We start from the raw sequence: 17,891 nt of genomic DNA, 5'->3' as shown, positions 1-17,891 counted from the left end.
TCCCCGTCATCGAGTCTCGCCCACCCGATGCCCGGCTTCCCCGACGACGCCCGGTTCGCGCTGGTGCGTCTCGACGAGGACGGCCTGCTGCTCGGGTTCCGCTCGCTCGACAGCGCGGACCTGCAGTTCGTGGTGGTCCCGCCCGCGCCGTTCTACCCCGACTACGCACCGGAGATCGGTGACGACGTGGTGAGCGAGCTCGGCATCGAGGAGGCGGCAGCGGACGACGTCCTGGTGCTGCTGGTGGTGCACGCCGGCGCCACCCTCGCCGAGACCACCGTCAACCTGCGCGCCCCGCTCGTGGTCAACCCGGCCACCCGCAGGGCCAGCCAGGTGATCCTGGACGACACGGACCTGCCACTCGCCGCCCCACTGGTCGCCTGAGGCACTAGCCTGCTGCTGTGCTGGTTCTCTCCCGACGTGTGGGCGAAAGCGTCGTCATCGGCGACGGATCGCCCGAGGCCGTGACCGTCACCGTGCTCGAGGTGCGCGGCGACGTCGTACGGATCGGGATCGACGCGCCCCGCTCGGTCGCGGTCCACCGCGCCGAGTCTGCTGGCCGAGCTCGCCGACGCCAACGCCGAGGCCGCCTCACCCGCGCCCGACGCCGTGGCGTCGCTCTCCGAGGCCCTGCGCACCCGCAAGTAGCCACCCTCGACGGCTCCGGGGTTGCGGCGCAACTACCGAATTTGTCGTGAATCCGCGCCCGCGACGACAATTTCGGTAGTTGCGACGAGCGCCGGAGCGCCCCCCGATCCACCCGTCGGGACGGGTCTGCCGGGATCGTGTCCCGACTGTCTTTACCCGGCTCATCCGACCCCCGCCCGCGCCGATGGACTGCGCGGAAGGGAGGGACGATGGACGACGACGCAGAGATCATCGCCGAGTTCCTCGTGGAGTCCCACGAGAACCTCGACCAGGCCTGGACCGCGACCTGGTCGAGCTCGAGCAGCAGCCCGACTCGCGGGAGCGGCTCTCGAGCATCTTCCGCACGATCCACACCATCAAGGGCACCAGCGGCTTCCTGGCGTTCAACCGCCTGGAGCAGACTGACCCACGTGGGGGAGACCCTGCTGTCGCGGCTGCGCGACGGCGAGGCGGTGATGACCCCGGCGATCGCCGAGGCGCTGCTGTCGATGGTCGACACCGTCCGTGCCCTCCTCGACGTGATCGAGCGGACCAGCAGCGACACCGACCCCGCGGTCGACGTGGCGCCGGTGGTCGCCGTCATCGAAGGCCTGCTGACCGGGTCCGGTGAGGTCGCGGAGGAGCCGGTCGTGTCCCCGGCGGTCTCCTCCGTGCCCTCGCCGGCCGAGCCGGAGCCCGCGCCCGAGCCGGTCGCCGAGACCGAGCCGGAGCCGGAGCCGGTGCGCGTGGAGTCCCGGGTCGAGTCCTCGGTCCGTGTCGACGTGGACCTGCTCGACGACCTCGTCGACCTGGTCGGCGAGCCTGGTGCTCACCCGCAACCAGATCCTGCAGCGCACCGGCGGTGCCGAGGACATCGAGTCTGGTCCGCGCCAGCCAGCGCCTCGACCCGGTGGCCAGCGAGCCTGCAGGAGTCGGTGATGAAGACCCGCATGCAACCGATCGGCCAGGTCTGGTCGAAGATGCCGCGCGTCGTGCGCGACCTGTCCCACCAGGCTCGGTCGCGAGGTCGAGTCTGGTCATGGACGGCCACGAGACCGAGACTCGATCGCAGCCTGCTGGAGGCGGTCAAGGACCCGCTGACCCACCTGGTGCGCAACTCCCTCGACCACGGGATCGAGCCCCCCCGGCGTCCGTACGGCGGCCGGCAAGCCGGGCAAGGGAATACTCAGCCTGCGGGCGTACCACGAGTCCGGGCAGGTGGTCGTCGAGATCGCCGACGACGGCAAGGGCATCGACCCCGAGCGGATCGCCGCGGTGGCGCTGGAGCGCGGCGTCGTGACCCGCGAGCAAACTTGTCCCGGATGGATGCCCGCGAGGTGCTGGGGCTGATCTTCCGGCCCGGTTTCTCCACCGCGGCGGCGGTCTCCAACATCTCCGGCCGTGGCGTCGGCATGGACGTCGTGCGCACCAACATCGAGCGGATCGGCGGCAGCGTCGACGTCGCCTCCGAGCCCGGGCGCGGTACGACGACACGGGTCCGCATCCCGCTGACGCTCGCCATCATCCCGGCGCTGGTCGTGGGCGAGGGCGTCGAACGCTACGCCATCCCGCAGGCCAACCTGGTCGAGCTCGTCCGGATCGAGGGCGAGGACCTGCAGCGCCGGGTCGAGGACCTGGCCGGCGCCCCGGTGCTGCGGCTGCGCGGCAAGCCTGCTGCCGCTGGTCTCGCTGTCCGGCGTCCTGACCGGTGACCAACCGGCGAACGGCGAGCCGCTGACGGTCGTCGTGCTGCAGTCCGACGACGTCCGCTTCGGGCTGTGCGTCTCGACGGTGCACGACACCCAGGAGATCGTCGTCAAGCCGGTCGGCCGCCGACTCAAGAGCCTGGCCGTCTACGCCGGCGCCACGATCATGGGCGACGGGCGGGTCGCGCTCATCCTCGATGTCGCGGGCATCGCCGCGACCGCGGGCGTGGGCGCCGCGCAGGCCGAGACCGCCGACCAGCGCACCACCGCCACCGATGACCGCACCGCCCTGCTGGTGCTCGAGGTCGCCGACGGCCGCCGCGCAGCCCTCCCGCTCGCGGCGGTCGCTCGGCTCGAGGAGTTCGAGCGGGACCGGATCGAGCGCAGCGGCACGGCCGAGGTCGTGCAGTACCGCGAGGGGATCCTGCCCCTGGTGCGCCTCGCGACCGCGATCGGGCTGCCCGACACCAGCGACCGCAGCGAGCAGGTCAGCGTCGTCGTCCACGAGACGGGCGACGCCGGGGGAGCGGTCGGGATCGTCATCGACCGGGTCCTCGACGTGGTCGAGGTCGCGGTGAGCGCGAGCCGGGTGGGGCGTCGTACCGGCGTCACGGGCAGTGCCGTCGTGCAGGACCGGGTCACCGACCTGGTCGACCTCGAGGCCGTCGTCGCCTGGTCGGGGGTCGGCGCATGAGTGCCACCGCCACCCGCACCGCCGAGCAGTACTGCACCTTCTGGGTCGCCGACCTCTTCTTCGGGGTCGCCGTCGACGAGGTGCAGGAGGTGCTGCGCCACCAGCCGATGACGCCGGTGCCGCGCGCCGACGAGGCCGTGACCGGCCTCATCAACCTGCGGGGCCAGATCGTCACCGCCGTCGACCTGCGGGTGCGTCTCGGGCTCCCGCCCCGGGCCGCCGAGCAGGTCCCCATGAACGTGATCGTCCGCAGTCGCGGCGAGGTGGTCAGCCTCCTCGTCGACGACATCGGGGACGTGATCGACCCCGGCCGGATGGGTGGCGTGGATGCCCAGCCGGTCCCCTCGAACATGCCGCGAGGCGTGCAGGACGTCGTCCGCGGGGTCCGCCCGCTGCCCGACGCCATCTTGCTCGTCCTCGACGCAGACCGCGCGGTCGACGTAGCGACCGCGCCCGACAACCCCGGAGGAAACCCGTGACCGAGATCCTGGACGCGCCGGTGAACGGCACCGGTCCCGCCAAGAGCACCCGCACCGCCCGGCCGCGCGCCGCCGCGCCCGCCGTCGACGCGGCGCCCGCGCCCGTCGCGACCGAGGCCGACACGGCGTCGTTCGCGCTGTCGATGATGGAGAACAGCCCGACGAACATGATGTTCGCCGACCTCGACTTCGTCATCCGCTACATGAACCCGGCCTCGCTGCGGACCCTGCGCGGCCTCGAGTCCGCGCTTCCCGTCAACGCCGACCAGGTGGTGGGCTCCAGCCTGGACATCTTCCACAAGAACCCGGCGTACCAGCGCGGGCTGCTGGAGACCGCCGAGCACCTGCCCCGCCGCGCCGACATCAAGGTCGGTGAGGAGACCCTCGACCTGCTGGTCAGCGCGATCACCGACGCCGAGGGCCGCTACGTCGGCGCGATGGCGACCTGGGAGGTCATCACCGAGCGGCTGCGCTTCGAGCGCGAGCGGACCGAGGCGGAGGCCGACACCACGGCGGTCAACAAGCTCCTGTCGACCCTGAGCGCCGCGACCGACGTCGAGCAGGCCGTGCAGACCGCACTCGACACGGTGCGGGGCGAGTTCGGCTGGGCCTACGGCTCGTTCTGGAAGATCGACCCGGCCGACCGGACGCTGAAGTTCGACCGCGAGTCCGGCGACGCCGGACCGGAGTTCCGCCGGGTCACGCTGCAGGCGTCGTTCGCCGAGGGCGTCGGCCTGTCCGGCCGGGCGTGGGCGCAGCGCGACCTCTACTTCACCCCCGACATCGGCGAGATGACCGACTGCGTCCGCGCGCCGGTCGCCCAGCAGGTGGGCGTGAAGTCGGGCGTCTGCTTCCCGATCATCGTCTCCGGCGAGGTCGTCGGCACGATGGACTTCTTCGCGACCGAGACCCTCCAGCCGAGCAACCAGCGGCTCGAGGCGCTGCGCAACGTCGGCCGCCTGGTCTCCCAGGCGATCGCCCGGATCGAGCGCGAGAGCGCCGAGCGGGAGGCGGCCGCGGTGATCGCCGCCAAGGTCGCGCAGATCCTCGACGTCGTCTCCGCGGCCGCCGCCGGAGACCTCACCCGGGAGCCTGGACATCGACGGCGACGACGCCGTCGGCCAGGTGGCCTCCGGCCTGCGCACCCTGCTCGGCACGCTGCGCGAGTCGATGGGCAACATCGGCGGCACGGCCGAGTCGCTCGCCGCGGCCGCCGACCAGGCTCACCTCCCTGTCCGAGGGGATGGGCGAGGGCGCCTCGACGACCTCCGACCGCGCGGCCTCCGCCTCGAGCGCGTCGGTGCAGGTGTCCGCCTCGATCCAGACCGTCGCCACGGCGGCGGAGGAGATGACCGCCTCGATCCGCGAGATCGCCAAGAACGCGACCGAGGCGGCGACCGTCGCCACCGACGCGGTCACCGTGGCCTCGGAGGCGCAGGGCACCGTCGCCTCGTTGGGTGAGTCCTCCGCGGAGATCGGACAGGTCATCAAGGTGATCACCTCGATCGCGCAGCAGACCAACCTGCTGGCCCTCAACGCGACCATCGAGGCCGCCCGTGCCGGGGACGCTGGCAAGGGCTTCGCGGTCGTCGCCAACGAGGTCAAGGAGCCCGCGAAGGAGACCGCCAAGGCCACCGAGGAGATCGGCCAGAAGATCGAGGCGATCCAGAGCGACACCCAGGGCGCGGTCTCCGCGATCAGCCGGATCGCCGACGTCATCGCCAAGATCAACGACATCCAGTCCACGATCGCCTCGGCCGTGGAGGAGCAGACCGCCACGACCAACGAGATCGCCCGCTCGGTCACCGAGGCCGCCGCCGGCGCCAACGGCATCGCCGAGGACGTCACCCAGGTCGCCACCGCGGCGGCCGACACCCGTGAGGGTGCGCAGAACACGCTCACCTCGGCCACCGCACTGACCGGCATGGCCGGCGAGACTGCGGGACCTCGTGGGGCGCTTCGCCCTCTGAGCGGGCTGCAGGAATCCCCGCTTACCGGGGGATTCCTGCGGTTCCCGCCCGTTGCAACGGTCAAGAACCGCGAGAAGACATCAAGAACCCCTGAGGGCCTCCGCCGCCGGCGGAGGCCCTCAGGGTGCTCTCGCTTCGTCGGCCGCGTCCCCGGTGCGGCCCCGAAGCGAGGAGTGGGCTCAGCCGACCTGACGGGCCGGCATCGGCGCGGCCGTGTCCCCGCCCCGCAGCCGTACGGCGAGCAGGGCCGCCTGGGTGCGGTGCTGGAGACCGAGGCGCGAGAGCAGCCCGGTGACGTGGTTCTTCACGGTCTTCTCGGCGAGGTAGAGGCTCCTCGGCGATCTGCCGGTTGGTCATGCCCTCGGCGATGAGGAAGAAGATCTTGCGCTGCTGCGGGGTGAGACTCGCAGATGACGTCGAGCGACTTGCGCTGCATCTCCATCTGCTCCACGACCCGGCTGGCGACCGTCGGGTCGATGAGCGAGTGGCCGCCGGCGACGAGCTGATGCCGCTGAGCAGCGAGTTGCCCTCGATCCGCTTGAGCACGTAGCCCGAGGCGCCGGCGAGGATCGCGGCGGAGATCGCGTCCGGGTCGTCGTACGTCGTGAGGATGAGCCCCTTGATGTCGGGGTCCACCGAGCGCATCTCCCGGCAGATGTCGACGCCGGTGCCATCGGCGAGGTGGGCGTCGAGGATCGCGACGTCGGGGCGCAGGCTCGAGGATCTCGCGCAGCGCGACGGTGGCGCTGCCGGACTGGCCGACCACCTCGATGGTGTCGTCGGTCGCAAGGAGGGCGGCCACCCCCCGCCGGACTACTTCGTGGTCGTCGACGAGATACACGCGGATCGGGCTCTGCTCAGTCACCTAGCGATTGTCGGGCGCACCGGACCCGGAAACGGGCACTTCTACCCAGGACCGTCCGGAGGATCTGCGGGCATGGCCCGTTGGGACCAGACCCTGCCGGCCGATCGGAGGAGCCTGCGCTCAGCGGGCCCGCAGACTCGGCCAGGGCGGTGGAGATGTCGCGCTCGCTGCGGCGCGACCCGGCGAGCAGGGCGACGATCTCACCGGTGGTGAGGTGGCCGCTGTCGCCGGAGGGCTCCAGCCACTCGTCCGCCTCGGCCGCGGTGATCCGCCCCCCGACCTCGAGCCGGTACGACGTGTCGGTCAGGTCGAACTCGACGTCCGCCACGACCGCGCTGAAGTGCTCGTCGGCGACGGGGTCGTGCAGCACGACGTGCTCACCGGGCTCCAGGCCGCGGATCAGGCCCTGCTCGACGTGGCTGACGGCCAACGATCGGCTGCGCCGGGTGAACGGGCTCAGCGGGACGACGATCTGCTCCATGGGAACTCCTGCACTTGCGGTGGCGGCACCGTGCCGACATCATCAACAACACCCCGGCAGGCGGAGTGTTATGGCTGGCCCGGTCCTCTCGACCCTAGTCAATTGGGACTAGCCAACCTGATCATTTCGGCTAAGATGTGTATGCAACGTCTCCGCTCGGGTAGAGGCGTTTCACAGATGAAGTCACGTGGCCAAGCCCACCGCCACAGCACTCTCGTTCACGGGAGTAGTCAAAGTGTCCATCGTTCTTGAAGTACCCACCATCCCGACCACGCACACCGTTCGGCGTACCGCATCCTCTTCCGGGGATGACCCGCTGACCTTGAGCCCGGAGGAGCGGAAGTCCCGTACTTCCGACCTGCTCGACCGGGCCACCCGGGAGACCGGAGCCGCACGCGAGGTCCTGCTCGAGCAGGTCATCGTGATGAACATCCCGGTCGCCCGCTCGCTGGCCTCGCGCTACCGCAACCGCGGACAGAGCCAGGAGGAGCTCGAGCAGGTCGCCTGCCTCGCGCTCACGCGGGCGGTCCAGGGGTTCGATCCCGAGCGGGGTGACGACCTCCTGGTCTTCGCGGTCCCGACCATCCTCGGCGAGCCTGAAGCGGCACTTCCGCTCGGCGAGTCTGGGCGGTGCGTCCGCCGCGCCGGGTCCAGGAGATCCGTCCGCGGCTCGCGGCCGCGGAGGAGGAGCTCGCCCAGTCGCTGGGCCGGCCGCCGACGGCGACCGAGCCTGGCGGCCGAGGTCGACGCTCCGGTGGACGAGGTCGAGGAGGCGCTGTCCTGCGGCGACCTCGCGCACGCCTCGTCGCTCGACGAGCCGGTCTCGGAGACGGGGAGCACGCTCGCCGAGCCTGCTGCCCACCGCCGACGCGGGCTTCGAGCACAGCGAGGCCGTCGTCCTGCTCGGTCCCGCGTGCCGCAAGGCTCAAGCCGCGCGACCGCTGGATCCTGCGGATGCGCTTCTACGAGCAGATGACCCAGCAGCAGATCGCCGACGAGACTCGGCGTGACGCAGGTGCAGGTCTCGCGGCTGCTGCAGCGCATCTTCACCGACCTCCGCCGTGCGGTCGCTGGCTCCGCCAGCAGCAGCGCGGCCTGAGGGATACCCGCCGCCGGGCGACCGGCGGCGACTCGTGATCAGGCGGACCGCCCGAACCCACCCCCCGGGTGGTCCGCCGTCACGACGACGGTCCACCGATATAGATCTGGCCGACACGCTCGCCGGATCGAGTCGGTGGACCGCTGTCGTGCGTCGCGACCGAGGCGCCGACCGACGACTGGTCACGGGTGGAAGAGCACCTTGACCATGCCGTCGCGCTTGTCCCGGAAGTCGGCGTACGCCGCGGGGGCGTCCGCCAGCGGCAGGTGGTGGGTCGCGAAGGACTCCACGCCCAGGTGGTCCTCGGGCTCCATCAGCAGGTCGAGGATCTCGTCGCTCCAGTGCCGCACGTTGGCCTGGCCCATCCGGATCTGGACCTGCTTGTCGAACAGACTCCATCAACGGCATCGGGTCCATCGCTCCGCCGTAGACCCCGACGACGGAGATGACGCCGCCGCGACGCACCGCGTCGATCGCCAGGTGCAGTGCGGCCAGCCGGTCCACACCGGCCGAGCGCATGAGCGGCTGGGACATCCGGTCCGGCAGCAGGCCGACCACCTTGGCCATGCCCTCCGCGATCGGCGAGCCGTGCGCCTCCATGCCGACCGCGTCGATGACCGCGTCCGCGCCGCGGCCCTTGGTGGCTGCTGGACCTGCAGCAGGGCGTCGTCGTCGAGCGGGATCACCTCGGCGCCGTAGGACGCCACGCGGGCCCGGCGCTCCGGCACCGGGTCCACGACGAGCACTCGGTGACCGCGGTGGATCGCGATCCGGGCGGCCATGTCCCCGATCGGCCCTGCGCCGAGCACCAGCACCGTGTCGCCGGGGCGTAGGGCGGCGTACTCCACGGCCTGCCAGGCGGTCGGCAGCACGTCGGAGAGGAAGACGAACCGGTCGTCGCTCGGTCCCTCGGGAACCTTGATGGGCAGCGTGTCGGCGAACGGGACGCGCAGGTACTCCGCCTGCGCCCCGGGGACCTGCCCGTAGAGCCTTGCTGTAGCCGAACAGGCTGGCGCCGGTGCCGTGCTCGCGGTTCTGGGTGGTCTCGCACTGGCTGTGCAATCCGCGCGAGCACATCCAGCAGCCTGCCGCAGGCTGAGGTTGAACGGCACGACCACCCGGTCGCCGGCCCTCAGCGTGGAGACTCCCCGTCCCACCTCCTCGACGATCCCGATCGGCTCGTGGCCGACCACGTCGCCCTCCTCCATGTACGGCGCGAGGGGGTCGTAGAGGTGCAGGTCGGACCCGCACAGTCCGGTCGAGGTGACGCGCACGACGATGTCGTCCGGTCGCTGGATGGTCGGGTCCGGCACCTCCTCGACCGACATCGTGCCCTTGCCCTGCCAGGTCACTGCCTTCATGGGGTGTCCCGCCTCCTCGGCGTCATCGCTCCTGGTCGGTCTGCTTCTTCTTCCTCTTGCGCGGCGCACGGTGGCTGCTGTCGCACCACGGCAGCCGCTCTGAGCGGCCGCAGCGGCACAGCGCGACCACCGCGTGGTCCACGGGCGTGGGCTCGCCGTCGATGCCCACGACCTCGTCGGCACCACGCACGAGCAGCGGCCCGCCCGGGCACTCCGTGACGGTGACCCGGCGCCCGCTCATCCGGCGGCCCGCGTCGTCGGGTCGTGCCGGCGGTGCGAGCGGCGGCCTCCGCGCCACCGCTCCAGGAGCACCTGCCCGGCCAGCCCGTCGAGGGTCAGGCACGCCGTCGCGCCGAACAGCACGTCGTCGGCCAGCGCGGGCTCGTCGGTCACCAGCGCCCCGCAGATGGTGCGGATCGCCAGCTTGCTCGTGCACCGCGTCGGCGAGCACGTGCTCCTCGTAGTAGTCGGCCACCTCGTCGGGGAGGCCGAGCCGCCGTGCGCCCTTCGCGATCCGGTCGCAGGGCAGCGAGCTGGTCGCCTCGAAGGCCGCGAGGTGACCCAGCGCCGCCCCGCGCAGCCGGCGGTTCAGCGCGAACAGCGACATCACGTTCACCGAGGCGAGGGTCTCCCCGCCCGCCCGCTCGGCGTACGTCGCGACGTCGTCGGGCATCTCCAGGGACCGCAGCCCGCGGGCGAACAGGCTCCTGGTGCAGCCGGTCGGGCTGTCCGGAGCCGTACTCGTCGTACTGAAGGCTCCGCGAGGCCGACCTTGGCGGCGCCGTCGAGGCGCGGCAGCAGGAAGCCTGTGCGGGTCGGACTCGCGCAGGTGGTGCACGGCGCGCTCGGTGAGGTAGTCGCGGAACTCCTCCTCGCTCGCGTGGCGCTCCAGGAAGCGGGTGACCTCGGAGGGCCCCTCGGAGACCGTCATCCGGCGCAGCGCGTTGATCACCCGCTCGGCCGGGTCGTCGCCGAGATGGCCGAGGTCGTCGGCGGGCGCTGCGTCGCGCAGCAGGCTCGCGCAGGGCGTGCTCGAAGGTGCGCTCCAGAGCGGCCCGGCTCACGATGAGCAGCGGGTCCCACTCGGCGTCGGGGTCGACGCCGTCGAAGCCGCGGTAGTGCAGGCTCGTAGAGGGTCCACAGCGCGAGCCTGGAAGTCGCGATCGGTGAGCGGGTCGAGGTCGCTCACCGCGTGCGGCAGTCCGACCGGCTGGGGGCCGGTGGGCTCGGCGGTGAGAGCCCGGACGACACCCTCGCTGAGGGGGCCGCACGGCTGGGGGATCCGCATCGGCGGTTGCCTTCCTGTCGGGGGGGATGAGGGGGACCTGTGTTGTGTCCCTCGGTGGCGGTCCGAGATACTTCTGCTTGCAGACGAACGGTTCCGCCGCTGCCGCCTCGTGTGGTTGCGGAGTACCCGGACGCGCTGTGGGCACACGGGATCCCGCGGGTGACGCGGACGTTCGTTGGTGGAGGGCAGATGGAGCAGGTGGGTCCCCTGGACCTGGCTGAGGGTCACCAGACCGGGCGTTTCGTCTACGACGTCAAGGCCGGCACCTGGGAGTGGGACGACGACGTCTACGCCCTCCACGGCTACCGCCCGGGTGAGGTGCAGGTCACCACGGAGCCTGGTGCTGCGGCACAAGCACGAGCAGGACCGCGACCGGGTCGAGTCCCGGCTCCGGGAGGCGATGGCGGACGGCGCGCCGTTCAACATCTACTACCGGATCCTGGTCGGCGGTGACGTACGACGCGTGGTGCTGGTCGGCGAGGGGGAGCACGACCAGGAGGACGCCCCGCCGGGCGCCCCGGTCGACCGCCTGGTGGGCTACTACCTCGACCTGAGCCCCGAGCCTGGAGGCCGAGACCAGCGCTGCCGCCTCGGCGGCGGTCGCCGCGTCGGCCGCGGCCCGGGACACCATCGAGCAGGCCAAGGGCATCTTGATGCTGGGCTACGGGCTCGACGCCGACGCGGCCTTCGCGATGCTCAAGTGGTGGTCGCGCAACCGCAACGTCAAGGTGCGCGACGTCGCCGACCGGCTGATCCAGGTCGCCCGCGAGGGCCACGTCAGCCACCCCGGTCTGCGCCGCCTGCTCGACAGCCTGCTCGACGACCTCACCGCCCGGCGGATCACCGAGGGCTGAGCCGGGTACCACCCGGCCATGACCGACAATGGATTCCCCCGCCCAGCAGCAGACCCCGCCGGGACTGACCGGCGCGATGGACCCCGAGCCCGACCACGGTGAGCGCTCCTACGTCGGGCACGCTCGCCTGGAGGGCCAGGTCGCCCTGGTCACCGGAGGTGACTCCGGCATCGGCCGGGCGGTCGCCCTCGCCTACGCCCGGGAGGGCGCGGACGTGGCGTTCACCTACCTGCCCGAGGAGCAGCCCGACGCAGAGGCGACTGCCGCGCTCGTCGCCGACGCCGGCCGCCGGGCGCTGCCGATGGCGCTGGACCTGACCGAGCGCGAGGGGTGCGACGAGGCGGTACGCCGCACGGTCGAGGAGCCTGGGGGCGCTCGACGTGCTGGTCAACAACGCGGGGTTCCAGATGGCCCGTGACCACGCCCTCGAGGACCTCAGCGACGACCGGATCGACCGCACCTTCAAGACCAACCTCTACGCCCTGATGTGGCTCACCCGCGCGGCCGTCCCGCACCTGCGGAAGCGCCCCGGCTGCGTCGTCAACAACACCTCCATCCAGGCCTTCGAGCCGTCCACGACGCTGCTCGACTACGCCGCCACGAAGGCCGCGATCAACAACCTCACCGTCAACCTGGCGGCCTCGCTCGGCCCGGACGGGATCCGGGTCAACGCGGTCGCGCCGGGCCCGATCTGGACGCCCCTGCAGCCGGCCACCCAGGAGACGGAGAAGATCGAGCAGTTCGGCAGCGACACCCCGCTCGGACGGGCCGGGCAGCCGGCCGAGGTCGCGCCGGCGTTCGTGTTCCTCGCCTCGCCGGCCGAGGCGTCGTACGTGTCGGGGACGGTGCTCGGCGTGACCGGCGGCAAGCCCGTCTTCTAGGCCGAATGGCCCCTCGGGACCGGGGTACCGCCAGCGCATGGTTGACGAAGCGGAAGAGAACGAAGGCCAGCTTGTCCGAGGTCGCCAGCCGCAAGAGCGCGGGCGAGGTGACGCCCGGCGACGCGGTCGCGGGGCATCCCAGCGACCGCGGCGTGCAGGAGGGCTCGACCGGGCCCAACGCACGCACGGGCGACGACTACGACCCAGCCGACGTGGACCGCGAGGCCGTGGTCGACGAGACGGCCGACGACGAGCCCGAGATCGCGGAGGAGGCCGACCAGGACCAGTACCCCCGCGTGGAGGACGTGGAGGAGGACCGGGCGTGAGAACGCCGCCGGCGCTGCATGAGCGACCGCGACCTGCGGAGCAGATCACGCGCAACCTCGCCGAGTCTCCTGCAGGAGCCTGCGGGTCATGCAGACCGGCGTCCAGATCCTCACCGGCTTCCTGCTGACGGTGCCGTTCACCGAGCGGTTCCGCAGCCTGACGGACGCCCAGCAGAGCCTCTACCTCTGCGTCCTGATCGGCGCCGTGCTGACGACCCTCGTCATCGTGGCGCCGGTCTGCTACCACCGCCTGCTCTTCCGTCAGGGGGAGCGGCCCTGGCTGGTGACCGCGGCGCACGTGTGCTGCCTCGCCGGACTGGTCGGCCTCGGCGTGGTCTCCGCCGCCGTCGTGTACCTCGTCTTCGACGTGGTCCTCGGCGGACCGGCGGCACCGATCGCCGCGGCGGCGGTCGCGCTGGCCTTCATCACACTGTGGGCCGTGGTCCCTCTTACCCTCCGGGACCACGAGTGATGAGCGGAGCCTGGCGTACGACCGTCGTCGCGGTCTCCCTGACCGCGACGCTGACCGGCTGCTCGCTGGTCTCCCAGCCGGACGCGACCTCCTGGGACGACCAGGCCACGCAGGCGCTCAGCGACGCCGCCGGGCAGGTCGGCACGGCGCGGATGGCGCTGGACTCCGCCCGCAAGGGACGCACCTGGTCGTCGTACACCGTCGTGCTGGTGGCACAGGCCGAGGAGGCCATGGGCACCACGCAGGACAAGGTCTCCACGTTGCAGGTCCCGGCCGGCCGGGAGAAGAGGGCGGCGCACGTCGAGCAGCCTGCTCGACGACGCGGGCAGGGCCGTGCAGGACGCGCGCGCCGACGCCGTCGCCGGGCGGTACGACGACCCGGGGCTGCGCCGGCAGCCTGACCGACCTCGGCGACCGGCTGGAGAGCGAGGCCGGCCGGTGAAGCGCTACCTGGCCGTCCTGCTGGGCGTCCTGACCGCCATCGGCGGCTTCGTCGACATCGGCGACCTGGTCACCAACGCCCAGGTGGGTGCGCGGTTCGGGCTCGGCATGGTGTGGGTGGTGGTCGTCGGCGTCGTGGGGATCTGCCTGTTCGCCGAGATGTCCGGGCGGATCGCCGCGGTCAGCCACCGAGCCACCTTCGACCTGGTCCGCGAGCGGCTGGGGCCCCGGATGGGACTGCTCAACCTGGTCGGCTCGATGCTGGTGACCCTGCTGACCTTCATCGCCGAGATCGGCGGCGTCGCGCTGGCGCTGCAGGCTGGTCAGGCTCGGTGAACCACGTGCTGATCGTGCCCTTCGTCGCGGTCGCGGTGTGGCTGGTGCTGTGGCGTGCGAAGTTCTCCGCGATCGAGAACGTGCTCGGCCTGATGGGCCTGGCGCTGATCGCGTTCGCGGTGGCGCTGTGGCAGGCTCGGCCCGGACTGGGGCGACCTGGCCCGCACCCTGTCGCCCGGGGAGAAGCCCGCGCACGAGAGCCTGGGCGACCTACGCCTACTTCACCGTCGCGCTGTTCGGTGCCGCGATGACGCCGTACGAGGTGTTCTTCTTCTCCAGCGGCGGGGTCGAGGAGCGCTGGAGCGAGAAGGACATCGGAGTGATGCGCGCCAACGTGCTCGTCGGCTTCCCGCTCGGCGGGCTGCTCTCGGTCGCGATCGCGGCCTGCGCCGCGGTGGTCTACCTGCCGCAGGGCATCAGCGTGGACACCCTGGGCCAGGTCGGTCTCCCGGTGGGGATGGCGCTGGGCAAGATCGGGCTGGCGATCCTGGTCCTCGGCTTCTTCGCCGCGACCTTCGGTGCCGCGTGCGAGACCGGGCTGTCGACCGGCTACAGCCTGGCGCAGTACGGCGGCTTCCAGTGGGGCAAGTACGTCAAGGCCCGCGACGCCGCCGGCTTCCACGTGGTGATCCTGCTCGCCACGGTGATCGCCGCCGGGGTGCTGCTGACCGGCGTGGACCCCGTCCTGGTCACCGAGATGTCGGTGGTCTTCTCGGCGATCGCGCTGCCGCTGACCTACTTCCCGATCCTTGTGGTCGCCAACGACCCGGACTACCTCGGCGAGCACGTCAACGGACCGGTCGCCAACGCCCTCGGCCTGGCCTACCTCGTCGTCATCGTGGTCTCCGCGGTCGCGGCGATCCCGCTGATGATCATCACCAAGATGGGACAGGGCTGATGGACCTCGAGGGCTACGTCCCGCCGCCGCACCGCTCGCCCCGCTTCCACGGCTGGCCCGACGTCGAGTACGACGCCGCACTGCACCTGCTCGACCGCCGGTCGTCGACGTCGCCGGCCGCCAGGTCGCCAAGGTCGACGACGTCGAGCCTGACCCTGGACCTCGACGGCGACCTGGTGCCGACCGGGCTGCTCGTCGGCCTCCCGGCCCTGCTTCCGCGCCTCGGTCCGCGGCTCGGCGCGCTGCTGACCCGCACCCACGCCCAGGTGTACGACGCCCAGGCCGACCGGTCGCGCCCGGACGTGATCGACATGGGGCTGGTCGCCGACGTCAGCAGCGAGCCTGCACCTCTCCGTCCCGCGCGCCGGTCTGCTGCGTCCTCGCGAGGAGGTCGAGCCGCACGCCGAGAGGTGGCGGCTCGGCACGCTGCTGGGCATGCCGGTGGTCGCCTCGCCCGAGACCGGCGTCGTGGCGCGCAGCCGGCTGCTCGACGTACGGCTGGTACCGACCGACGACGGCCGTCGCCACGTGGTCGGTGCTCTCATCGTCGGCCCCGGCCGGCCGGGTGCACTGCTCGGCTACGACCGCCACGACCACCCCGGGCCGTGGGCCCTCGCGCACCTGGTGCGCTGGCTGCACCGCCACGCCCGGGTCGTGGAGACGGGCCCGGCTGTGCACATCGACCACTACGCCGGGGAGCCTGCGGATCGACCGCGAGGCGTCTTGCACGCCCCTGGCCGGGTAGTTCCCGGGTACCGATTCCCACCTCAGGAAGGGGAGCCACCATGCCCGCCAAGAAGCACGGTCCCGGCATCAAGAACCCGGACGTCTACGAGGAGCCTGCGTGACGACGGCGCCAGCAAGGAGAAGGCCGCCCGGATCTCCAACGCGATGAAGTCCGAGGGCGCCTCCACGGTCGGTCGTCGCGGCGGGAAGGCCGGGGACTACGAGGACTGGACGGTCGAGGAGCCTGCGCAAGCGGGCGGCGGAGATCGGCATCGACGGCCGCTCCGAGATGCGCAAGAGCGAGCCTGATCGACGCCCTGCGCAACCACTGAGCCGAGTTGGGGTTTCCCACCGTCGAGTCGGGGTTTCCCACCGTCGAGTTGGGGGTTTGCGCCGTTGAGTCGGGGGTTTGCGCCGTCGAGTTGGGGGTTTGCGCCGCCGGCGACAAGTGCCAACTCACGGGTGGGAAACCCCAACTCGCGGGTGGGAAACCCCAAGCCGCGGGTGGGAAACCCCAACTCGCGGGTGGGAAACCCCAACTCGCGGGTGGGAAACCCCAAGTCGCGGGTCAGACCCAGCGGGAGAACCAGATCCGGTTCAGCCACTCGCCCTTGGTCAGCAAGCTTGGTTGGTCCAGATCGGCCAGAACCACGCGAAGTTCATCGCGACCAGGATGAAGAACGCGCCGGCCACGATCACCCCCGTCGTACGACGGGTGGAGGGTTGTCGTGAGGGCCCGATCAGCGTGCCCATCGCCAAGGTGAGGGCGATGATGGTGAACGGCAGGATCGCGATCGCGTAGAAGATGAAGATCGGCCGGTCGTCGTACTGGAACCAGGGCAGCCACGTCGAGAGCGCTCCCACCACCGCGAGCCCGTAGCGCCAGTCCCGGGCGCCGATCCACATCACCACGGAGAACAGCAGCGCCACCAGCCCGCCCCACCACAGCACCGGCGTCGGCAGCAGCAGCACCTGCTTGATGCAGGTGCTGCCCTTGGCCGCGTCGCAGCCGTCGGTGCCGGGCTGGATGTCGTTGGTGACGGCGACGCCGACCGGGCGGTTGACGAGCAGCCGACTCGACGGCTTGGACTGGTAGAAGTGCGTCGAGCAGTTCAGGAAGTGGGAGTGGAAGGTGTAGACGTCCTGGTGGTAGTAGTACAGCGAGCGCATTGACTGCCACACCTCGCCGAGGCCGGTGGCGTCCTTCTCGTCCGCGGTCGGCCACTTCTTGGTGGTGTCGAGGTTGTCGGCGACGTAGGAGTCGTCCTTGCAGTGGCCCTGGCCGGTGTACTGCCGGTACTGCGTCGAGCCTGAGGTGCTCCTCGTACTCCTTGGCGTGGACCAGCCAGCCGCCCCAGGTGGCGACGTAGACCAGGCCGGCGACGACGACGAGGTGCACGAAGGCGGGGATGCCGTCGGCGATCGCGCCCTTGACGACCGCCCACCGGATGCCGAGCATCCGCCGGGCCCCGGCGCTCCAGAACCAGCACAGCAGGCCGAAGACGCCGAGGGCGGGGAGCGCGGTCCACTTCGTGCCGATCGCGAGACCGAAGCAGACCCCGCCGGCGAGCAGCCAGGGGCGGAACAGGATCCGTCCGCCCCAGCCGGTCAGCGTGCCGTCCTCGCTCGCCGCGGCGCGCCCGGCCAGCCGGGCCCGGAGCCACTGGCGGTCGGCGACGATGCAGTGCACCCCGCAGAGCAGGAAGAGCGCGAGGAAGATGTCGAGCAGGGCCAGCCGGGAGAGCACGAAGTGCAGGCCGTCGAGCATGAGCAGCAGGCCCGCGACGCAGCCGAGCAGGGTGGAGCCGGTCAGGCGTCGTACCAGTCGGCACATGACGAGGACCATCAGCGCCCCGGCGACGACCGAGGCGATCCGCCAGCCGACGGGGTCCATCCCGAAGGCCTTCTCGCCGAGCGCGATCAGCCACTTGCCGACGTCGGGGTGGACGGCCAGCGAGGGCTCGCCGGTCCACACGTTCTGGGTGTGCCCGGCCAGGATGTCGGCGTTGATGTCGGTCTTGGCGTTGCCGTCGACGTCGGTCAGGTAGGTCTCGATGTAGCCGTTGTTCAGCAGCGACCACGCGTCCTTGGCGTAGTACGTCTCGTCGAAGGAGAAGCGCCGCGGGTTGCCGAGCCCGATCAGCCGCAGGCCCAGCGCGAGCAGGCTGACCGCGATCGGGCCGAGCCAGCCGACCAGCCGCTCCCGCCCGCGCAGCCGGTGCAGCGGGCCGAGGGCGCGGGTGATCGCGTGCGGGACGCGGCGCCCGGTCGCCGTGGTGGAGAGCGTCGTCAGGTTGCGGGGTGCCGCGGTGGCGCGGGTCTCCTCGTCGACGGCGGTCACGGATCGGAAGCCTACGCGGAGGCCGTGCGAGGATCGTGGCGTGACT

The 17,891-nt window shown here is 71.5% G+C and carries 28 protein-coding genes and 3 pseudogenes; 23 read left to right on the top strand and 8 right to left on the bottom strand.

The window, feature by feature from the left end:
• The first annotated feature begins 27 nt into the window (after nt 1–27).
• From G5V59_RS16225 to G5V59_RS16190, 8 genes and pseudogenes are all read left to right on the top strand, one after another.
• Nucleotides 28–384 carry a flagellar assembly protein FliW gene (locus G5V59_RS16225; protein ID WP_278257141.1) on the top strand — a complete coding sequence of 119 codons (357 nt, stop codon included), beginning with the start codon at nt 28–30 and terminating at the stop codon, nt 382–384.
• A 17-nt stretch (nt 385–401) separates the two neighbouring features.
• Nucleotides 402–551: pseudogene (locus G5V59_RS16220) on the top strand (carbon storage regulator); the annotation flags it as partial.
• A 281-nt stretch (nt 552–832) separates the two neighbouring features.
• Nucleotides 833–1,258, top strand: coding sequence for an Hpt domain-containing protein (locus G5V59_RS16215; RefSeq protein ID WP_278257140.1), 426 nt, complete (start codon nt 833–835; stop codon nt 1,256–1,258).
• Between the two features lie 307 nt (nt 1,259–1,565).
• Nucleotides 1,566–2,339 (top strand): ATP-binding protein, encoded by a 774-nt coding sequence (locus G5V59_RS36840; RefSeq protein WP_341351226.1) that lies wholly within the window; start codon nt 1,566–1,568, stop codon nt 2,337–2,339.
• Nucleotides 2,299–3,027, top strand: coding sequence for a chemotaxis protein CheW (locus G5V59_RS16205; protein ID WP_341351225.1), 729 nt, complete (start codon nt 2,299–2,301; stop codon nt 3,025–3,027). The genes G5V59_RS36840 and G5V59_RS16205 overlap by 41 nt, the downstream gene beginning before the upstream one ends.
• Nucleotides 3,024–3,506 (top strand): chemotaxis protein CheW, encoded by a 483-nt coding sequence (locus G5V59_RS16200; RefSeq protein WP_278257139.1) that lies wholly within the window; start codon nt 3,024–3,026, stop codon nt 3,504–3,506. Before G5V59_RS16205 ends, G5V59_RS16200 begins: the two co-directional genes overlap by 4 nt.
• Nucleotides 3,503–4,858, top strand: a complete 1,356-nt coding sequence (locus tag G5V59_RS16195; RefSeq protein WP_278257138.1) for a GAF domain-containing protein — start codon at nt 3,503–3,505, stop codon at nt 4,856–4,858. The genes G5V59_RS16200 and G5V59_RS16195 overlap by 4 nt, the downstream gene beginning before the upstream one ends.
• Nucleotides 4,750–5,316 (top strand): annotated as a pseudogene (locus G5V59_RS16190) (methyl-accepting chemotaxis protein); the annotation flags it as partial. The gene G5V59_RS16195 and the pseudogene G5V59_RS16190, both read left to right, overlap by 109 nt.
• 339 nt (nt 5,317–5,655) lie before the next feature.
• Here the strand turns inward: G5V59_RS16190 and G5V59_RS16185 are convergent.
• The 3 genes and pseudogenes from G5V59_RS16185 to G5V59_RS16175 form a co-directional block, all read right to left on the bottom strand.
• Entirely contained in the window at nt 5,656–5,784 is a 129-nt protein-coding gene (locus G5V59_RS16185) for a hypothetical protein (protein WP_278259877.1), read from the bottom strand.
• Nucleotides 5,785–6,046: 262 nt separating this feature from the next.
• Nucleotides 6,047–6,265: pseudogene (locus G5V59_RS16180) on the bottom strand (hypothetical protein); the annotation flags it as partial.
• Between the two features lie 68 nt (nt 6,266–6,333).
• Complete coding sequence (locus G5V59_RS16175; RefSeq protein ID WP_278257137.1) at nt 6,334–6,822, bottom strand: hypothetical protein; 489 nt, start codon at nt 6,820–6,822, stop codon at nt 6,334–6,336.
• A gap of 322 nt (nt 6,823–7,144) precedes the next feature.
• On the opposite strand from G5V59_RS16175, the gene G5V59_RS16170 reads away from it, so the two are divergent.
• A complete protein-coding gene (locus G5V59_RS16170) occupies nt 7,145–7,798 on the top strand; it encodes a sigma factor (RefSeq protein WP_278257136.1) in 654 nt (217 codons plus the stop codon).
• On the top strand, nt 7,777–7,959 hold the full coding sequence (locus tag G5V59_RS16165) for a hypothetical protein (RefSeq protein WP_278257135.1): 183 nt from the start codon (nt 7,777–7,779) through the stop codon (nt 7,957–7,959). Before G5V59_RS16170 ends, G5V59_RS16165 begins: the two co-directional genes overlap by 22 nt.
• Nucleotides 7,960–8,103: 144 nt before the next feature.
• Here G5V59_RS16165 and G5V59_RS16160 read toward each other — a convergent pair whose 3' ends face one another.
• The 4 genes from G5V59_RS16160 to G5V59_RS16145 all read right to left on the bottom strand — a co-directional run bounded on the left by G5V59_RS16160 (nt 8,104) and on the right by G5V59_RS16145 (nt 10,471).
• Complete coding sequence (locus tag G5V59_RS16160) at nt 8,104–8,286, bottom strand: hypothetical protein (protein WP_278257134.1); 183 nt, start codon at nt 8,284–8,286, stop codon at nt 8,104–8,106.
• Nucleotides 8,287–8,319: 33 nt separating this feature from the next.
• On the bottom strand, nt 8,320–9,282 hold the full coding sequence (locus tag G5V59_RS16155; RefSeq protein ID WP_278257133.1) for an alcohol dehydrogenase catalytic domain-containing protein: 963 nt from the start codon (nt 9,280–9,282) through the stop codon (nt 8,320–8,322).
• A 22-nt stretch (nt 9,283–9,304) separates the two neighbouring features.
• Entirely contained in the window at nt 9,305–10,234 is a 930-nt protein-coding gene (locus G5V59_RS16150; RefSeq protein ID WP_278257132.1) for an iron-containing redox enzyme family protein, read from the bottom strand.
• Nucleotides 10,235–10,342: 108 nt separating this feature from the next.
• Nucleotides 10,343–10,471: a hypothetical protein gene (locus tag G5V59_RS16145; protein ID WP_278257131.1), complete on the bottom strand. Its 129-nt coding sequence runs from the start codon at nt 10,469–10,471 to the stop codon at nt 10,343–10,345.
• A 297-nt stretch (nt 10,472–10,768) separates the two neighbouring features.
• On the opposite strand from G5V59_RS16145, the gene G5V59_RS16140 reads away from it, so the two are divergent.
• From G5V59_RS16140 to G5V59_RS16080, 13 genes are all read left to right on the top strand, one after another.
• Nucleotides 10,769–11,023 (top strand): hypothetical protein, encoded by a 255-nt coding sequence (locus tag G5V59_RS16140; RefSeq protein ID WP_278257130.1) that lies wholly within the window; start codon nt 10,769–10,771, stop codon nt 11,021–11,023.
• Nucleotides 10,971–11,492, top strand: a complete 522-nt coding sequence (locus tag G5V59_RS16135) for a hypothetical protein (protein WP_278257129.1) — start codon at nt 10,971–10,973, stop codon at nt 11,490–11,492. Before G5V59_RS16140 ends, G5V59_RS16135 begins: the two co-directional genes overlap by 53 nt.
• An 8-nt stretch (nt 11,493–11,500) precedes the next feature.
• Complete coding sequence (locus tag G5V59_RS16130; protein WP_278257128.1) at nt 11,501–11,842, top strand: SDR family NAD(P)-dependent oxidoreductase; 342 nt, start codon at nt 11,501–11,503, stop codon at nt 11,840–11,842.
• Nucleotides 11,805–12,305, top strand: coding sequence for an SDR family oxidoreductase (locus tag G5V59_RS16125; RefSeq protein WP_278257127.1), 501 nt, complete (start codon nt 11,805–11,807; stop codon nt 12,303–12,305). The genes G5V59_RS16130 and G5V59_RS16125 overlap by 38 nt, the downstream gene beginning before the upstream one ends.
• Before the next feature lie 71 nt (nt 12,306–12,376).
• On the top strand, nt 12,377–12,631 hold the full coding sequence (locus G5V59_RS16120) for a hypothetical protein (RefSeq protein WP_278257126.1): 255 nt from the start codon (nt 12,377–12,379) through the stop codon (nt 12,629–12,631).
• Nucleotides 12,628–12,759 (top strand): hypothetical protein, encoded by a 132-nt coding sequence (locus G5V59_RS16115; protein ID WP_278257125.1) that lies wholly within the window; start codon nt 12,628–12,630, stop codon nt 12,757–12,759. Before G5V59_RS16120 ends, G5V59_RS16115 begins: the two co-directional genes overlap by 4 nt.
• Nucleotides 12,720–13,103 (top strand): DUF6328 family protein, encoded by a 384-nt coding sequence (locus tag G5V59_RS16110; protein ID WP_278257124.1) that lies wholly within the window; start codon nt 12,720–12,722, stop codon nt 13,101–13,103. The genes G5V59_RS16115 and G5V59_RS16110 overlap by 40 nt, the downstream gene beginning before the upstream one ends.
• Nucleotides 13,103–13,504, top strand: a complete 402-nt coding sequence (locus G5V59_RS16105) for a hypothetical protein (protein ID WP_278257123.1) — start codon at nt 13,103–13,105, stop codon at nt 13,502–13,504. Before G5V59_RS16110 ends, G5V59_RS16105 begins: the two co-directional genes overlap by 1 nt.
• A complete protein-coding gene (locus G5V59_RS16100; RefSeq protein WP_278257122.1) occupies nt 13,437–13,880 on the top strand; it encodes a divalent metal cation transporter in 444 nt (147 codons plus the stop codon). Before G5V59_RS16105 ends, G5V59_RS16100 begins: the two co-directional genes overlap by 68 nt.
• Nucleotides 13,881–13,885: 5 nt before the next feature.
• On the top strand, nt 13,886–14,131 hold the full coding sequence (locus tag G5V59_RS16095) for a hypothetical protein (RefSeq protein ID WP_278257121.1): 246 nt from the start codon (nt 13,886–13,888) through the stop codon (nt 14,129–14,131).
• Nucleotides 14,128–14,778, top strand: coding sequence for a divalent metal cation transporter (locus tag G5V59_RS16090; protein ID WP_278257120.1), 651 nt, complete (start codon nt 14,128–14,130; stop codon nt 14,776–14,778). The genes G5V59_RS16095 and G5V59_RS16090 overlap by 4 nt, the downstream gene beginning before the upstream one ends.
• The gene (locus G5V59_RS16085; protein ID WP_278257119.1) at nt 14,778–15,626 is read left to right on the top strand and encodes a hypothetical protein; all 849 of its coding nucleotides are present in this window, start codon (nt 14,778–14,780) and stop codon (nt 15,624–15,626) included. The genes G5V59_RS16090 and G5V59_RS16085 overlap by 1 nt, the downstream gene beginning before the upstream one ends.
• Nucleotides 15,627–15,669: 43 nt before the next feature.
• Nucleotides 15,670–15,813, top strand: a complete 144-nt coding sequence (locus G5V59_RS16080) for a hypothetical protein (RefSeq protein ID WP_278257118.1) — start codon at nt 15,670–15,672, stop codon at nt 15,811–15,813.
• A gap of 259 nt (nt 15,814–16,072) precedes the next feature.
• On the opposite strand, the gene G5V59_RS16075 is transcribed toward G5V59_RS16080, so the two are convergent.
• Nucleotides 16,073–17,845: a phospholipid carrier-dependent glycosyltransferase gene (locus tag G5V59_RS16075; RefSeq protein ID WP_278257117.1), complete on the bottom strand. Its 1,773-nt coding sequence runs from the start codon at nt 17,843–17,845 to the stop codon at nt 16,073–16,075.
• Nucleotides 17,846–17,891 lie beyond the last annotated feature (46 nt).

The sequence above is a fragment of the Nocardioides convexus genome (genome assembly GCF_011090295.1).
The sequence above is the reverse complement of the archived record's forward strand: the minus strand, read 5'-3'. Positions and strand labels throughout refer to the sequence as shown.

Bases quoted from the DNA above. Each gene is read 5' to 3' on its own strand.
- G5V59_RS16225 (WP_278257141.1), top strand. From the start codon at position 28: ATGCCCGGCTTCCCCGACGACGCCCGGTTCGCGCTGGTGCGTCTCGAC.
- G5V59_RS16215 (WP_278257140.1), top strand. From the start codon at position 833: ATGGACTGCGCGGAAGGGAGGGACGATGGACGACGACGCAGAGATCAT.
- G5V59_RS36840 (WP_341351226.1), top strand. From the start codon at position 1,566: ATGAAGACCCGCATGCAACCGATCGGCCAGGTCTGGTCGAAGATGCCG.
- G5V59_RS16200 (WP_278257139.1), top strand. From the start codon at position 3,024: ATGAGTGCCACCGCCACCCGCACCGCCGAGCAGTACTGCACCTTCTGG.
- G5V59_RS16175 (WP_278257137.1), bottom strand. From the start codon at position 6,822: ATGGAGCAGATCGTCGTCCCGCTGAGCCCGTTCACCCGGCGCAGCCGA.
- G5V59_RS16165 (WP_278257135.1), top strand. From the start codon at position 7,777: ATGCGCTTCTACGAGCAGATGACCCAGCAGCAGATCGCCGACGAGACT.
- G5V59_RS16160 (WP_278257134.1), bottom strand. From the start codon at position 8,286: ATGGGCCAGGCCAACGTGCGGCACTGGAGCGACGAGATCCTCGACCTG.
- G5V59_RS16155 (WP_278257133.1), bottom strand. From the start codon at position 9,282: ATGAAGGCAGTGACCTGGCAGGGCAAGGGCACGATGTCGGTCGAGGAG.
- G5V59_RS16135 (WP_278257129.1), top strand. From the start codon at position 10,971: ATGGCGGACGGCGCGCCGTTCAACATCTACTACCGGATCCTGGTCGGC.
- G5V59_RS16130 (WP_278257128.1), top strand. From the start codon at position 11,501: ATGGACCCCGAGCCCGACCACGGTGAGCGCTCCTACGTCGGGCACGCT.
- G5V59_RS16110 (WP_278257124.1), top strand. From the start codon at position 12,720: ATGCAGACCGGCGTCCAGATCCTCACCGGCTTCCTGCTGACGGTGCCG.
- G5V59_RS16105 (WP_278257123.1), top strand. From the start codon at position 13,103: ATGAGCGGAGCCTGGCGTACGACCGTCGTCGCGGTCTCCCTGACCGCG.
- G5V59_RS16090 (WP_278257120.1), top strand. From the start codon at position 14,128: ATGACGCCGTACGAGGTGTTCTTCTTCTCCAGCGGCGGGGTCGAGGAG.
- G5V59_RS16085 (WP_278257119.1), top strand. From the start codon at position 14,778: ATGGACCTCGAGGGCTACGTCCCGCCGCCGCACCGCTCGCCCCGCTTC.
- G5V59_RS16080 (WP_278257118.1), top strand. From the start codon at position 15,670: ATGAAGTCCGAGGGCGCCTCCACGGTCGGTCGTCGCGGCGGGAAGGCC.